Annotated in this window: 11 protein-coding genes; 1 reads left to right on the forward strand and 10 read right to left on the reverse strand. The window is 48.7% G+C overall.

Going from position 1 to position 16,793, the window contains the following annotated elements:
* Positions 1-31 precede the first annotated feature (31 nt).
* From ACE5LO_RS25830 to ACE5LO_RS25840, 3 genes are read right to left on the reverse strand one after another with little or no spacing between them, the layout of a single operon-like run.
* Positions 32-295, reverse strand: coding sequence for a hypothetical protein (locus tag ACE5LO_RS25830; protein WP_375522790.1), 264 nt, complete (start codon positions 293-295; stop codon positions 32-34).
* Positions 296-297: 2 nt separating this feature from the next.
* Positions 298-1,584: an ABC transporter ATP-binding protein gene (locus ACE5LO_RS25835; RefSeq protein WP_375522791.1), complete on the reverse strand. Its 1,287-nt coding sequence runs from the start codon at positions 1,582-1,584 to the stop codon at positions 298-300.
* 14 nt (positions 1,585-1,598) lie between these two features.
* Positions 1,599-2,396 carry an ABC transporter permease gene (locus tag ACE5LO_RS25840; protein WP_375522792.1) on the reverse strand — a complete coding sequence of 266 codons (798 nt, stop codon included), beginning with the start codon at positions 2,394-2,396 and terminating at the stop codon, positions 1,599-1,601.
* 147 nt (positions 2,397-2,543) lie between these two features.
* Here ACE5LO_RS25840 and ACE5LO_RS25845 point away from each other — a divergent pair, with 147 nt between their 5' ends.
* Complete coding sequence (locus ACE5LO_RS25845; RefSeq protein ID WP_375522793.1) at positions 2,544-5,006, forward strand: O-antigen ligase family protein; 2,463 nt, start codon at positions 2,544-2,546, stop codon at positions 5,004-5,006.
* Positions 5,007-5,070: 64 nt separating this feature from the next.
* Here ACE5LO_RS25845 and galU read toward each other — a convergent pair whose 3' ends face one another.
* The 7 genes from galU to ACE5LO_RS25880 form a co-directional block, all read right to left on the reverse strand.
* Positions 5,071-5,967, reverse strand: a complete 897-nt coding sequence (gene galU, locus ACE5LO_RS25850; RefSeq protein WP_375522794.1) for a UTP--glucose-1-phosphate uridylyltransferase GalU — start codon at positions 5,965-5,967, stop codon at positions 5,071-5,073.
* An 86-nt stretch (positions 5,968-6,053) separates the two neighbouring features.
* Positions 6,054-6,449: a type II toxin-antitoxin system death-on-curing family toxin gene (locus ACE5LO_RS25855; protein WP_375522795.1), complete on the reverse strand. Its 396-nt coding sequence runs from the start codon at positions 6,447-6,449 to the stop codon at positions 6,054-6,056.
* Positions 6,446-6,604: a hypothetical protein gene (locus ACE5LO_RS25860; protein WP_375522796.1), complete on the reverse strand. Its 159-nt coding sequence runs from the start codon at positions 6,602-6,604 to the stop codon at positions 6,446-6,448. Before ACE5LO_RS25860 ends, ACE5LO_RS25855 begins: the two co-directional genes overlap by 4 nt.
* Before the next feature lie 348 nt (positions 6,605-6,952).
* Positions 6,953-10,555: a DEAD/DEAH box helicase gene (locus ACE5LO_RS25865; protein WP_375522797.1), complete on the reverse strand. Its 3,603-nt coding sequence runs from the start codon at positions 10,553-10,555 to the stop codon at positions 6,953-6,955.
* A 177-nt stretch (positions 10,556-10,732) separates the two neighbouring features.
* On the reverse strand, positions 10,733-13,246 hold the full coding sequence (locus ACE5LO_RS25870) for a U32 family peptidase (RefSeq protein WP_375522798.1): 2,514 nt from the start codon (positions 13,244-13,246) through the stop codon (positions 10,733-10,735).
* Positions 13,247-13,532: 286 nt separating this feature from the next.
* Complete coding sequence (locus ACE5LO_RS25875; protein ID WP_375522799.1) at positions 13,533-15,440, reverse strand: stalk domain-containing protein; 1,908 nt, start codon at positions 15,438-15,440, stop codon at positions 13,533-13,535.
* Positions 15,441-15,497: 57 nt separating this feature from the next.
* Positions 15,498-16,667 carry a S1C family serine protease gene (locus tag ACE5LO_RS25880; RefSeq protein ID WP_375522814.1) on the reverse strand — a complete coding sequence of 390 codons (1,170 nt, stop codon included), beginning with the start codon at positions 16,665-16,667 and terminating at the stop codon, positions 15,498-15,500.
* Positions 16,668-16,793: the final 126 nt, after the last annotated feature.

The following is a 16,793-nucleotide window of genomic DNA, read 5'->3' on the forward strand; positions in this document are numbered from 1 at the left end:
GTTTATCAGATTTATATGGTTTATCGACAGACTAGGTATCCGATCTTAATAAATCCCCCCCCCCCACAAAAACTTTATCAAATGAGAATTCATCAAAATTAATAAGATCTTCAATCTCTTTTTGATCTTCATAAACTGGTATAACACCGGTGTTGTTGGGACTAAAGAACTTAATATGATAATCCTCATTTAACTGACGGCAAACGTCCTCAACTATACGTTCAAATACAACAGGGAAAAGCAAATCGCCTAAATTATCAACATTAAATGTGCCTACCTGTGCAATTTTTATCATGTTTAACCACCTTTAACTATTTCAACTGTGGAATCCATGTCCATCAAACCTATTATAGTCCTCTCAGACTTAACGGTTATTTTATTCACATCGTATCTTCTATCCAGCGGGCGGCTAGTTCCATCTACATAATCTGATAATCCTATAGAGACTATATATTCATCGGGCGCCAAATACATTTTTTGTGAAAAAGTGACCGTTACCTTTTCTCCACCTTTAACAGGACCTATATTCTGATTCAAGTAATGTGTATTACCACTATACATTTCGAGGCCCTTTTTGTTTTTAATGTAGAACCCTAGTACTGGATTGGTGCAGTCCTCGTAAAAATCCACAGTAATTCTTAATTTAAACGAATCCATAGTGTACACTAGCCAGTCGCTATCAGGCGAATTATCGTTTAGGCATTCGATTTTACTAATTATTGCTGATTCATCTCCATAACGATACTCCTCTGAATCTTCCTCTGAATCAGATTGAGTAGCCGCATCAATCAACGATAGATTCCCCTTTTTAGAGAGTTTATTGACTCTTTCGATTTTTTTGGTTATTTCATCATTAGTATTATACAATTTCACATAATCATTAATAATTTTTCTAGGTTCGCCATAAGAATAGACCTCACCTTTGTTTATCAGAACACACCGATCACATAATGTACTGACACTAGTCACATCATGGCTGACAAACAGTATTGTTACACCTTCATTCTTCATAGCTTTTATTTTTTCAAAACACTTTTGCTGAAAAAATATGTCACCAACCGATAGTGCTTCATCAATGATAAGTATTTCAGGTTCAACATTTATGGCTACTGCAAATGCTAATCTTGCAAACATACCACTGGAATAGTTTTTCACGGGTTGATAAACAAAATCACCGATGTCTGCAAAGGATAGAATATTTTCTAACCTACGGTCCATCTCTGCTTGGTCAAATCCCATTAGCATCCCATTAAGGTAGATGTTTTCAATACCCGTGTACTCAGGATTAAATCCGGCACCAAGTTCCAGTAATGCTGCTATCTTACCATTGATCTGAACTTTGCCTTCTGTCGGGGTTAGCACTCCAGTAATAATTTTAAGCAGGGTCGATTTTCCTGATCCATTTTTACCGAGTATCCCTAATGTTTCGCCTTTCTTAACATGAAAACTGACGTTATTCAACGCATAAAAATCCGTATGATATTGTTTACGTAAAGGGCTTATAGCTTCCTTCAGTCGGTCGATTTGATTCTCATATAATTTAAAATGTTTAGAGATACCCTCTACTTGTATAGCTATACTCATATATCAATATCTCCTTATAGTACATCTGCAAAATGAGGTCTTAATCTTTTAAATACGAACGCTCCAAGCAACAAAAGACAAATAGTAACGCCCCAAAAATATAATGTCATCCTTGGATATTGCCAAAACCAGCTTCTAAAAATAAGACTATATCTGTAACCTTCAATAATGTAATACATAGGGTTCAATTTTATCAGCATCTCATACTTGCTAGGAATCATGTTTAACGACCACAATATAGGAGTTATCCAGTAACCGAACTGCAAAAACATTGCCAATATTTGTCCAACATCTTTCAAAAATATCACTAACGCAGAAGTAATCCATGAAATAGCAAGTATAAACACTGACATGGCAAAAAGATAATAAAATATCTGCAAGAAATATATGTTAGGTGGGAAGCCGTAACTCCAAAACATCACCACCATTACAATCACAAAAAACAGATGAATAATCAGTGGAGATATTATTTTAACTATAGGAAGCAAGCTTACCCTGAATACCACATTCTTCACGAGGAAAATATTACCTACTATTGAATTTGTAGCATTCATAAGTGCATCGGCGAAAAAAAACCAAGGAATCATACCAGCAACGAGCCATAAGATAAATGGATAATTTTCAATAGGCAATGATTTGAAACCTACTTGGAAAATAAACCAAAATATCAAAATCGTAATTGCAGGCTGTATAATTGCCCAAAGAATCCCCAGATACGACCCTAAATATTTATCTTTTAAATCTTTTAAGGAAAGTTGAATAATTAACCTTCTATGTGCAATGAGATCTTTCAGAAAAGCAGTTCCAAACATTAAAATGAAGTCCCCTTCCATTGTCTAGCTAAAAAATGATAAATACCTAATCAATAAAACAAACTGTTATCCTTCTTTCTTTCTGGCTCCTACATCCTCTATATGCTAAAATATTGACGTATCTACATGAAAAGGAGATTGTAAACCTTGTCGAATCCAGTATACGGGAAACAGGCCCAAACGTCGACCCGTGACGATAAAAGGTCGTCATTATTTTGGGTGTTAATTGTTGGAATCATGTTGTTGTTTATCTGGGCTCCATTTCAGGCAGCTCTGTTCAATGGGCAGATGCTAGATTTCGAGAAGCCTGTTTATTGGGCTCTCACTATCACCTCGGTTCTTTTGATCATATCACTACTAAGCTATTATAAAAAATTCAGACTGGAAGATCAAAGGGACTGGCTGGCAGTGTTGGTAGTTCTGCTTCCGCTGACTTACGTATTGTCGCTAGTCTCCGCTGCCTCGCACTACTTGGCCATGAATATGGTGATCGTGCAGTGCATTTATGCCGCCATGTTCATCATATCATTGTACCTCTTGCAGGATCGGCTGGGCAATAACATCATCCAGACTACGATTATGGCCGTAGCTTATTTGATCGTTGGTTTTGGTTTTATCAACTGGTTCGGACAGTGGGTTCTGGCCGGCAAGCTGGTGGACTGGTTCTCCAGTGCAGTGTATCAAAACCGCTACACCAGTGCCGTCATGACGGATACCAACGGTCTGCGTCTGACTTCTGTATTCCAGTATGCGAATACTTATGCAGCGTTTCTGATGGCTTTCCTTTTTGCAGCGATCTTTAGCTTGATGAAATCGAAGACCTGGTTTGGACGGCTGACGCATGGTTTTATGCTCGTTCCGATTCTGGTTTCTCTGTTTCTGACCTTGTCCCGTGGCGGTTTGGTTATGATGCCGGTTGTATTCATCCTGTTGCTGTTGTTCTTCAAACCGGCCCGGCAGTTGCTGTGGATTATCTATTGTGCGGTATCAGGTATTGTCTCGTTGGCTGTTCTTAGCCCGATTACCACTATAGGGCTTGAGCTTAATCAAACATACAATGGAGCCACCGCAGTCAAAGGCTGGGGATTGCTCATTGCAGCTTCGCTCGTTGCAGGCGTAGTATCCTGGCTGATTCAGCAGTATGTCGCTCCAAAGCTGGAGAACGGCATGCAGGGCTGGGCTTCGCGAAAACTTTCCAACCTGTGGCTGCCTGTCGGCTCGGTCATTATCATTGGGGTTGTGGCCTTCCTGCTGATCGGTACAAGCCTGCGCAACGTGCTGCCTGAAAATATCCGCGTGCGGGTGGAGGGCATCAACTTCCAGCAGCACAGTGTATTGGAGCGTTTCCAATTTTACGAAGATGCATCCAAGCTGATTGCAGACTACCCGATTATCGGAGCTGGCGGCGGCGGGTGGGCAACGCTGTATGAGAAGTATCAGGATTACCCATACACAAGCCGTCAAGCGCATAACTTCTTTATGCAGTATTTAGTCGAGGTAGGTATTTTAGGCTTTGTTATCTTTATGGCTTTCATTTTGTTTGTGTTTTATAAGTATATCCGTGGTTATATTCAGCAGAATGCGGAGCAGCGTGACTCTTATTTTCTCTATTTTATTTTAACGCTGTCCATCCTGTTGCACAGTATTCTGGACTTTAACCTAAGTTATGTGTTCATGGGTATGCTGGTATTTGTAGGGCTAGGAGGTATGGCTGCAGCAATGGACAGCAGGCCAGTGAAACGGCTGTCTCTGAATCCTGCCGCTTTCAGACCACTGTACAGCGGGATCATTGGAATTGTAGCGATCGTCCTGGTATTTACCGGTTTGCGTTTCATACAATCAAGCAGTGCATCCATGGAGGCCAGACAGGTTGCTCGTACGAGCCAATCTTTTGATCAGATTCAGGCGGCAGCCAATGAGGATTTATCCATCCGGTCGACGCATCCAGATTCGCTAATCTTGCTGTCATCACTATATCAAGCAGCCTATAAACAAACTCAGAACGAACAGTTTTATACGGCTGATGAAGAATTGCTGCAGCGGGGCTTGAAGGCGGAGCCTTTTAATAAAAGTATGACTTCTAATCTAATGTCTCATTATCAACTGAAGAACAACAATGAGAAGGCTTTTGAAATCCTTCAGGACAAAAACTCAAACTATAAATGGGATATTACGTGGTACAGCAATCTCATTCAGCAAGCTTTTACTCTCGGCAATCAAGCGAGAGAGCAGGGTGATACAACGAAGCAGCAGCAATACTTTGAAGCAGGCTTGAACGCCTATCAAAAAGTGCTGGATGGAATAGCGCATATTGATGCTCTACCTAACAGCATTATGATTGCGAAACCGTTTAATGTGACGCCTGAAATTGCCCTGAACACGGGAAAAATTCAGTTTATGTCCAATAAACCTGCTGAAGCGGCAGCGATCCTGCAGCCTCTTCTTAACGAAGATCTGAGCAACGCGGCGAACAAAGAAATTGCCCGCTACTACGTCGCAGCCACCCAGAAGCAAGGGAAGGTAGATCAAGCTTGGTACGATAAGCTCATCCAAGCAGATGCAAATGAAAAACAGCAGGTTGATGTTTTGGTTGCACTAAAGCTGCAATGAATGTGAAACTTAAGAAAAACCATCTTTCAAGGTACTTCACAGAAGACAAGAAAAAGGTCACTCTTTAAAGAGTGACCTTTTTCTCTTGATCCATTTTTTCAATGACCCGTCTCATATAATCGAGGACATCGTCCTTCAATTCATTGTGCTTGAGTGCATAGTGAATAGTAGTTTCGATGAAGCCTAATTTTTCCCCTACATCATGCCGGTTTCCGTCAAATTCATACCCAAGAATCGGGCTGAGTTCACCTAATTCTGCCAAGGCGTCGGTAAGCTGAATTTCACCGTTTACGCCTGTCTTTTGCTGCCCGAGCAATTCGAAAATATCAGGGGTCAAAATATACCGCCCCATAATAGCCAAGTTTGACTTAGCTTCCTCCGCCTTCGGCTTCTCCACCAACCGTTTCGCTTCAACAATTTTATTCTCAAGCTGGGTACCTTCTACGATACCGTAACGGTTTACTTCGTTCCAAGGTACCTGTTTAACCCCTACTACAGCCCGCTGATACCGATCAAAGACATCCACCATCTGCTTGAGACAAGGGACATCGGACTCAACGATATCGTCCCCGAGGAGGACAGCAAAAGGCTCATCTCCGATAAACTTACGGGCACACCAGATGGCATGTCCAAGGCCTTTTGGTTCCTTCTGGCGTATGTAATGGATATCCGCCATCTCTGAGGGCTTGCGCACTTCATCCAGCAGCTTCCATTTCTCTTTTTCAGCCAAATTATATTCGAGCTCAAAAGAGGAGTCAAAATGGTCCTCAATCGCCCTCTTTCCTTTACCCGTAACAATAATAATATCCTCTATTCCCGAGGCAACAGCTTCCTCAATAATGTATTGAATGGTCGGCTTATCGACAATGGGAAGCATTTCTTTGGGCATTGCTTTGGTTGCAGGCAGGAATCTCGTACCCAAACCAGCCGCCGGAATAATTGCTTTACGAATTTTCTTCATGTGACTTGCTCCTTTATTTCATTGCATATCACGATAGCCATGCCAGGTTCTGCGACAATTCGGGCGCATCATCTATTTCCGATAGGCTATTGAAATGGCTCTTCGACGGAATTTTGTTCTAGCCATTCGGCCAGCCGATCAAGTCCAATTTCCTTATTGGCCACGGCAATCGCAGTATTATATAAGTCATCATCTGTAATTAATAAGTGATAACCATTAATCAAGAGGAATAGCTTGGCACTCAAATAACCGGTACGCTTATTGCCGTCACAGAAAAGCTGATGAGTTGAAAAACCTTCCATATAGACAGCAGCCTTCAAAAATAAGCCGGGGTAATATTCTTCGTTGCCAAATCCCTGAAAGGGTTTCTCAGCAAGGAAGTCTATTAACCCCGGCTCGTTCTCACCTGGAAGTCCATTATAGAGATCCAGTGCAGTATTGTGAATATCTCTTATATCGTCAGGAGTCAATCGTTCAATCAATTTTTAGAAAGCCTCCTAAGACCCTCGTCGTTTTCTTTACATATCTGCGTGGTAAGAGAGCGGATCATTTGGCTACGAGCGAGTTTCTTTTTTGTTTCGCTGCTTAGATCTTCTTTGCGGATAGCCATCTTCTTTTCCTCCTTATCTTTTCCCATGGTGCATACCTCCAATCTATCAGAATAGATCTTAGTATGCCCGCCTTTTAATAGATTATACCTAATTTTCAGAAAACCGACAACCGCTAAAAGGTGAGGGCTGTTTTCAGGTTCTTTTTGTACGAGGCGACTTGCCTCTTACCTCGACCGGACTTGCACCGGCTAGTTGTGCCTAGCTTGGCTAGGGGCGCAAAAAACGAACAGGCCCATGCACAATTGCATGGGCTCTGGGAGCGTGATCCATTGTGAAAATCGGTAAGAGAACACAACCGATTTTGCTAAACCTTTCGTTTGGCATCGCGTAGTACACATAACGCATCGGGAACGACGACTCTTTAACTCTGCAAACTACATACTGAGCAATTCCCTGATGTCCTCCTCGCTCAGTGCGGAGGTGTTGCCAGTAGAAGAGTTCAGTACATCCTCGATCAGGTCTTTTTTCTTCTGCTGCAGCTCCAGCATTTTCTCCTCAATCGTGCCTTCTGCCACCATGCGGAACACCTGCACGATTTTACGCTGTCCCATGCGGTGGGCACGGCCTGCTGCTTGCTCCTCGACCGCCGGGTTCCACCACAGGTCGAACAGAACGACCGTGTCGGCGCCGGTCAGGTTCAGGCCGGTTCCACCCGCTTTAAGGGAAATTAGGAAAATGTCATTCTCTCCTTCATTGAAGCGGCGGCTCATCTCCACACGCTCACTGGCGGGTGTGCTTCCATCAAGATAGAAGGTCTGGTAGCCATGCTCCTGCAGCGTAGTGCGAATCAGCCCCAGCATGCTGGAAAATTGAGAGAAGATCAGGAAGCGGCGTCCACTGGCCAGACCGTCCGCTACCATCTCCAGCAGCTGCTCCAGCTTGCCGGAGGTTCCTTCGTAATTCTCAATGAACAGAGATGGATGGCAGCAGAGCTGGCGCAGGCGTGTAATTCCGGCCAAAATCCTCATGCGGCTCTTCTGGAAACCATCTGTCTCCAGATCCTTCAGGGTGTCTTCCCGCAATCGTGCCATATACGCCATATACAGCTTTTTCTGCTCTTTGACAAGCGCTGAGCGGTGCACGGTGTCGATGCGGTCCGGAAGCTCCTCCAGTACATCCTGCTTGAGCCTGCGCAGCAGGAAGGGTGAAATCATACGTGCAATGCGCTCACGCGGCAGCTCTTGCAGATGGGTTTGCCCGTGGAACAGGGCGGGAAAAACGGCCTCGAAGATCGACCACAACTCCTGCAGTGAGTTTTCGATCGGTGTCCCTGTCAAGGCAAACCGGTTTTTCGCGGATAGCTGTTTCACCAGTTGCGCCGTCTGGGAGCCGCTATTTTTGATCGCCTGGGCCTCGTCCAGAATCAGAATCGGGAAGCTCCTGTCCTTATACCATTCTGCGTCCCGGCGCAGCAGCGGGTAAGAGGTAATCAGCACATCGTAAGCCTGTGCCTCCACGTCCTCCATCAAACTGCTGCGCTGCTCCTTGTCGCCGGCAGCTACCGCGACCTTCAGCTCGGGAGCAAAACGGCGCAGTTCATTCTCCCAGTTGTAGGTGAGCGAAGCCGGTGTAATGATCAGCACAGGCTGCCGCGCTGCAGGATCAACATATCGGCTGTCTGCCCTTGCTTCGGTGTCTATTTCAGCACTTGCTTCAATACTTGCTTCAGTACCTACTTTAGCATTTGCTTTAGTCCCCGCTTCAGTACCTGCTTCATTACCCGCCGCAGCGGCCGCTACACGCTCGTCCAGCTCGGAGCGAATATAGGAGATCGTTTGCAAGGTTTTACCCAACCCCATATCATCGGCCAAAATGCCGCCAAAACCAAAGGCAGACAAGTTCTTGAACCACTGAAAGCCCTCTGCCTGATAATCCCGCAATATTGGCTCCAGACTGGCAGGCAGTTCATACGACATCCGCTCCGGATGCAGCAGGCGCTCCAGAAACTGGCGTAAAGGCTTGCCGAGGCGCACAGTTTTGCTCTTCGCTTCCTCAGGGTGAAACAGCTGCAAAGCCCGCAGGCCCGGCAGACGAAACACGCCTTGCTTCGCCTGATCACGCTTCAGGTCCAGCTGTTCAGCTACTGTCCGGATTTCATCGTAAGCCTGTCCTTCCAGCGACAGCAGCACACCGTCACGCAAACGCACATATTTTTTCTTCTCTACAATATGCTTCAGAATATGACTGATTTCTTCAGTCCCTATGCCCTCCAGCTCAAAGGCAAGCTCCAGCCAGTCAAGCCCCTGTGTGATATCCGCCTTCAGCTTCATCTGGCTGGAGGAGCGCTGCCTGAACTGCTGCACCGACTGTGATACATACAGCTCTGCCAGTTCCTCCAGCGATGGCAGCACGTGATACAGCATCTCATACATCTGTTCATCCGTGCTTGCCAGCCAACGGCCGCTGATACAGGATATAGCAGCCTCCTCCAGCAGTCTCAGCACACGCTGTTCACGTTCACTGTCACGAATGAGAATAATCTCTCCGGATTGGCGCTGTTTGGAAGAGGGCGATAAGGGATCAATGACAATATCCCCATAATGAAATTCGATGCGCAGCACCAGTGTTTGGGCCTCTCGATCCAGAAAGGCCTTGATGGTAAGCTCAGGCTCTTGAATATTCTTCTGCACCTGCTTATCCAGCTTAACCTCACCGAGTTGACGCAGCACAGGCAGTGTATTCTGCAGGAAGGGCTCAATCTGTCGGGCAGACACCTCTATCCGCTCCTTGCTACCATATGTAGACAGAGTGGATTTCAGCATGGACAGCTGCCGAATGTGCCGGGGCTCCATTTTGAACAATTTTCCAGACTCCAGCACAATTCCGTAATTCTCCAGAAGTGCCAGCCTGTTTACACCTTCCACCTTCAGAGCATAACCATCTTCCTGACCCGGAGTGATCTTATACTGAACTGGCGGCAATCCCTCAGCCTGCTCAAGCTGATTGGTACCTAATGTGCCCTTCCCCTCCCAGACAACATGTCTCGCTTGCAGCAGCCTGTCCAGCAGCTGATCCCACACGATGGGTGGAATATACATTCGCTTGGGATCTTCGTAAGTGCCGAGGCTGGACGAATAAGGATTTATCGTTTTCTTCATTAACCGCTCATTGGCTCTGGCGCGCAGCAGGATGTCCATAATGGCCTGATCCTCCGGCAGAAAGATCTGGCTTGTCTGATCGAAGGTGAACATTTTTGTAAAAGGATACGACTCTCCGCTGCCCACCGCATCCAGAAAGTCTCTGATCTTCTGCACAATATAAGTTCGTTTGATCCCGATTTTCATTTCCAGCGCCAAATGATCCTCAATATTGTAGCCTTCCACGACCTTGACTATATATTCCACCTGTAGTGCGTCTTTCACGGGAATACTCCTGAACGTATCGGATGCCGGAGCCTTATCATGTCCCGCTTTACGTACATCCAGTATTTTTAGCATCTGCTCTGCTGCTGCGTAACTAACCGATGGCACCTTCTGGATTTTAGAGTTCACGGCTCTCTGACCAGCAGGGACCGGGGACGCTCCCAGTCGGCTGTTCGTCTGCGGATGGCTGGCAGAGCCGGAGGAAGTGCGTGCAGAATGCTGCAGCATAGAGTTTAGGCCCCCCAACATAGAGGAGAATTCCTGTTCGATGCGCTCCCCTTCCATCTTTCTCCCCTGCTTCTCGGCCTCTTTGTTCCTTCTGTACAGGGCAATCAGCACCGCCGCAACATGCTTGCAGGCTTCGTAATAATAGCTGCCATAGGCAGGACAGGTGCAGCTTGTCTCTACATCTCCATAGTCATCTATATCGACAGTAACCTTGTATTTTTTATTTCCTTGCACAACAGCATTGTATCTTTCGCTTGTATCGGACCGGTCCATATTTTCTTCCAGATTGAGGGAAATAACACGGCGAGAATCGCAGTAGTCTCTTCCCCTGTTATAGGCTGTTGTTCCGCACAGAGTGCGTATATCATTCAAGCTATAATTGAACATGACTTTGGCACCACCTTTCGCAAAACTAGTTCCATAATCTTGAAAAGCCCCCAGCTCCACAGTACACGTGGTTCCTCTGGAGGCGCAAGTGCAGTATATTCACAATATAACTATATCAGAGTTGTGATATACATAGCAGTTTATATTTAAAAAAGCCTTGAAAGTTATTCTGTATTTCTATTTTACCAGTTGCCCTCTTGTCACGCCAAGCTGGTTAGTGGCCTTCAGCGTCTTCCACACCTGGGTGCCGCTGATTTCGCCGCGCAGGGCACGCTTGTAGAGGTCAATGACCTCATGTACCTGTTCCGGTGTCTCTTCCAGGAATTCTACGCGGAAGCGGGACACACCGAGGTCCATAAAGTTGGACAGGTACTCGGCGCCAGACTGCTCAATGGCGTTGTAGACCGTGTTGCGGCAGCCCTCGTCCACGCGGACCGGATGGGACATGCCGATGCGGTCCTGCAGGGAGACGTGGTGCTCCTCGCACGGACGGCCGCAGTTGGTGTAGTCCGTACCTTCGCTCAGGAAGGTGCAGTAGACGCAGTGTTCGGTATGGAACATCGGCAGATGCTGATGGATGACCACCTCCAGCTTGTCCGTACGCGAGCGCCCGAGCAGATCGACCATCTGCTGGATGTTCAGGTCGTACGACGGTGTTACAGCATCACAGCCGGCTTCCAGGAAGAGGTCGACGGCCTTGTGGTTGGCGATATTGAGCGAGAAGTCGCCGATCAGCTCCGGATGCTGCACGTCCGGATTCTCGCGGCGGTGCTTCAGGTAGAAATAGAGCGCACCGGTGTTGCGCACCAGCACCGCATCGGGCTGGAGGCGCAGGATGTTGTTGTGGTAGCCGTTCTCGCCGGGCATGTGGATGCGCGGGGTAACCAGCGCAATCTTGCGCCCTGCGGCGTGTACAGTCTCAACCGCAGCCGGGAACTGCTTGATGAACTCGAAGTCGGCGTAGATGAACTGCACGCCGGCTTCGAGCGCAGCCTGCACCTGCGAGAGGCTGCGGCACAGCGCGGTCAGCTCCGCCTGACCGCGGGCCACCGGCGCTGCCGGCACGGCCGCATCGCCGTAAACCTGGGCCGCCCGTTTGACGTACACGGGCGGCTTCGGCCGTTCGCCCGCGAGCTGTTCCACCGCCTTGCGGCGGATGTTGTTAAGCTCGCGCATCGGTACGATGACGTCCCCGTGCAGGTGGACGTCCAGTGCTTCAAGCTGGAACACGGTCCCGCCCAGACGGCCGAATTGCTCTTCGAGCAGCTCGGCGGTCATCGGACGCTTCTGGGCGATCTCCAGTTCCAGCTCGGAATCGACGCGGACCGTTGTGCCCTTCTGCACGTCGGTCCACCATGTCGTCAAAGGCTGGCCGGGATGGCCGACAGCCTTCACATGCACCGGGAAGACGCGGTACGGCTTCTCCGTCTCGTACGTCTGGCGCAGGCGCTTGTCCAGCGCCGGATCGTTCGTCTTCCAGATGCGGTCGCCGACATGGAGACGGTGCAGGTCCACATCGTTCCGGCCTGGCACGATATCGATCACCCAGTCTTCGCCAGCTTCGCCTTCCACCTTGACGCCTTTGCGGCGAATGTCATAGACACGTCCGCCCTCCTCCTTCTTCGTTGGATCACCAGCATCGAACACAATGCCGTCCCCACGCTTAAGCGGCGCCTCAATCCGGCACACAACCCCGTCTCGCAAAATTTGCTCCACCCGTCCGAGGTAAACGCCACGGCTTTTCGGGAACGTGCCGTCCACGAGCTTCTTGTTATTCGTTCCATCCAGGAAACCATGCGTAAAACCACGCGAGAAGCTCTGCTGCAGCTCGCGTATTTCTTCTTTACTCGGCTTCGTATCGTCACCGTCAAAGTACCGGTCAATCGCCTTGCGGTATTTGCTGACTACATTAGCTACATATTCTGGCGACTTCAGGCGTCCTTCAATCTTAAAAGAGGTCACACCTGCTTCGATCAGTTCAGGCATGATATCGATCGCAGCCAAATCCTTCGGCGACAGCAGGTAAGCCACATCGCCCATCGGCTTCTGCTCACCGTCGACCATCAGGTCATACGGCAGGCGGCACGCCTGTGCGCATTCGCCGCGGTTGGCGGACCGTCCACCCCACATTTCGGATGTCAGGCATTGGCCCGAATAAGAGACACACAACGCACCGTGGACGAACACTTCCATCGGCAGCTTTGCCTGCTCGCCGATTTTCTTGATCTGCTTGAGGTTATTCTCCCGTCCCAGCACCACCCGCTCCATATGGAACGGCTTCGTAAATTCCACCGCTTCCGGAGAAGTGATGGTCATCTGCGTGGAACCGTGAATGGGAAAATCCGGCGAAATCTCACGAATCATTTTCACAAGGCCCAGGTCCTGCACAATCACTGCATCCACACCCGCGTCAATACAGGCATCAATCAGTTCTTTAGCGTCCTCCAGCTCATTTTCAAAAACAAGGATATTAAAGGTCAAAAAGCCCTTGACCCCATAGCTGTGCAGGAACGTCATAATCTCCGGCAACTCATCCATCCGGAAGTTGTTGGCGCGTGCCCTGGCATTAAACTTCTCTACACCGAAAAAGATCGCATCCGCCCCGTTGGCCACGGCCGCCCGCATGCAGTCCCAGTCGCCCGCCGGCGCCAGCAGCTCCACGTCTGCTCTCCGCAATTGCTGTATTTCCATAAAATCCTCCCTGATCGGCGCCGCTGCGCCCGAATTTCTTGACTTTCCGATTACCGATGTCATAAGTGAAAACCATCTATCGACGTACTTCTCAAAGTATCTGAAAAAGAACCATGTGCAGCAGGAATGTACTGCCCCATCTTTCATTTTGTACAAATCAATGACTTTGTAACTAATCTAGTGTACCAGACTGCGCGGCCCCCTTCTACTCTTTCCAGGTAAAAAGGACCTCATCTCCCACTGAACTGTGGAATTGAGGTCCTTTCACCTATGTTTAGGGTTGTTTCTAGTCGACGAACTTGAACGAATTTAATGCGGAACTCAAAGCAAGCGATTGTGCGGCCGTATTGTTCGCATCATTCAGCGTTGTAGACAGAATATAAGTCGCGCCATTATGCTCCAGCAAAATTTGGCGGCCTGTATAGGCGATGCCGTTATTATCCGTTTGATGGAAGGTGAACGAGACGGCCGGTACTCCAGCAAAATTGATGTCTTTCGCTTCCTCAACCTTCAGGTTCGTATAATCCTTTGCCTCATTGTCATAAAAATCCTTGAGCTGGGATACGGTCATTTCATACGACTGATCTTCATCAATTCGGATGGAAAAGCTGCCGCCGAGAAACTCGTATTCAACATCCGCAGACTCAAAGCGTTCGCTCACCGGCGTCCAATAAGACGGTATGTCTACCGAATATCCATAAGCTTTTGATATTTTACGATCCGTTTTCGCCTTATCTGTCAGATACGCATCCTCTTCGAGCTGGCCGAAGTTAGTGGAAACCACACTGAAGTCGATGTCCAGGCCGCGAATCAGCAGCTCGAACTGATCCTGTCCTTTGCCGTCATCGTCCGGAAATGAATATTCCGCCAGATAGCGGTAACCGTTCTCCTGCAGCATAACATCATATTCCTTCACCCAGCCGTTCCCGAAGTCATAGCGGTATTCATGAATGATAGCGTTCTTGCCCGCCACTTCCAGCGGATATGTTTTCTTCGCCTCATAAGCGGAAGACATAAATGAATCCTTCAACCAGGACTGCAGCTGTGCGCTCCAGTCTTCCAGAGCAGAGTCCTGCGGGGCTGAGGTTACGGTAAGCTTGAGCTTGGAGCCGTCCCGGCCCTCATACAACATACTGCTATTGTCCCCCGTCCAGCCGGCCGGAATTTTCAAGGCTATGCCGTAATCGCTGTTGTATGCATCCTTCATTCCGCCTTCGATAGTGGAAATATCCTTAATCACCTTGTCATCCACATCAAAGGAGGTTTTAAACGAATTCAGAAGCCCTGCGTATTTATTGAGATCCTTATAGTTCGCGGCGGTTGAATCGGTCAGATATACGGCATACACCTGACCATGACCATAGTACTGCCTGTTTTCCCAGAGTGAACCGTCCCCATCCTTGGTTATGATGCGTGCGTAAGGCACCTCCGCATCCGGGTAGACTCTGCGGTCAATAATCGTTTCGCCCGTTTCCTTCGCTGTCTGCACCAGCTGCTGAAGCAGATCATCGGCATCATACGGAATCGGCTGCGGAGAGACATGCACCTCCATGTAGTAGCTGCCGTCTTCGCTCATGAAGGTGGCGATGCTTTCATCCTCGCCGCTTTCGCCAATCATCAACCCCGTCGGATAGCTCATCGACCAATTGTAATAGCTGTTGCCGACCTTTGTTTTTCCCTCGTCGTTATCGATCGTCGGCACCTCCGGCTCTGCCACAGCCGCGCCTGCGCTGGCCTCCATGCGGACGACGAGACTGCCGCCGCCTGTTTTCAGGCTGCCGCCCAGGCCTTCCACTACTGACCGTAACGGTACCATGAGCGTGCCTCCGCTCATTTCTGGCACGGATGGCAGCTTTACCTTCTGTCCGTCCACCCAGGCCGTCCGGCTGCCAATCGTCAGAACAACCGTATGAGGTCCGCTCATCACCTTGACCACATCGCTTTGCTCAAGGCGAATTTGACTGTTAAAGGCTTTCTTGAACACACCGACAGGCACCATCGTTATGCCGTTCTTGGTATAAGGCTTCGCAATGGCAATATTCTGGCCGTTCACCACGGCTGTCATACTGCCAGTCTGCAGACGAAGCTCCGTTAATTCACCATCCGCCGCGGCGGGAAGGACCGGAAAGAGCAGGCTCAGGGCAGTCAGACCGGCTGCAAGCCTGCGGGTCATTTTCTTTTGAAATGGATTCATATTCGTACCCCTATAAATGCTTATTTTTTAGTATTGCAGTGAACTGAACAACACGCTTCATTCGGCAGGCTCCCCGGAGGCTTCAGCCATCGCGGCCTCCAGCATGCTGCCGTCATCCTTGCTCAGCTTCAGTTTGCGCTCAACGATATCCCCGTCCGACTGCATAAGGAGTGTAACGGTCTGTCCAGGCTGAAAACTCTTCATCAGCTCATTGATATCGATGATGGACGTCATCCTTTTCCCGTTGATGCTGTAAAGCTCATCCCCCTCGGCAATCTGCGCCTGCCTTGCTTCCGCTGAAGCGACCCCCTTCACAGAAAGCGGATCATCTGTCGGCAGGCCAACGATGGCTGACCAGCTTTCTTCAAGCTCGAGGCCAAGGCTTGCCCGCCTTACCTCCCCGTATTTAAAAAACTGGTTAATGACATATTTAACTGTGTCCGCCGGGATCGAGAAACCCATATTCTCAATGCCTACTGCTGAAAATTTCATCGTATTAATCCCGACCACCTGTCCTTTCAGGTTGACGAGCGGTCCGCCGCTGTTGCCCGGGTTGATGGCCGTATCCGTCTGAATCAGCTTGTAAGAGGCGTTAACCCCGCGATTCAGCCCGCTCACGACTCCTGTTGTCGCAGAGTTGCGCAGCGAGAAGGAGATCGGTGTGCCGATCGCAATAACCTGCTCCCCGACCTGCAGCTGAGCGGTTGAATCTGCAAACACCGCAGGCTGCAGATTGTTTGCGCTAATCTTGATTACAGCCAGATCGCTGACGGGATCGCTGAATTGTTCCGTAATGCCATAGGTTTTGCCGTCAGATGTGACGACCAGCACCTCGTCCAGCCCGTCAATAACGTGCGCATTCGTAACAATCCACCCGTTATTCTTGATAATGACGCCAGTGCCGTGAGCCAGATTGTAGCGGTCGCCGCCGGAAGAAGTATCCGAAGAAGCCGGTCGGCCGATAATGCCAACCACTGAGGGCGATACCTTTTCTACAACCTGCGGAATCGTACCGGTAGACAATGTATAAGTCCCGCTGGCTCCGTTGTAAGTGCCGCTTGTCCCCAGCGCTTTATTGAGTTCATTCACATTGACATAAATAGAACCTTTGATTTTTTGCGCCTTTAGCGCCTTCTCGCCCGCTGCTGCGGCCTCCGTACCGCTGCTGCCCAGAAATACAACCGCTCCCAGACCTGCAGCAAGCCAAGCATTCCCCTTTATTCTCATCTTCACCTGTTTCCTCTCTTACCCCTGTGTTTTCTCTAAAGCGCACGACTATGTATCCAAGTTTATACTAATCTATTTTACCTCAATGTTCTCCTCAATTTCTTTACGGACACACCTCTGCGAGAG

This window comes from Paenibacillus medicaginis (genome assembly GCF_042138635.1).
Classification (GTDB): Bacteria; Bacillota; Bacilli; order Paenibacillales; family Paenibacillaceae; genus Paenibacillus; species Paenibacillus medicaginis.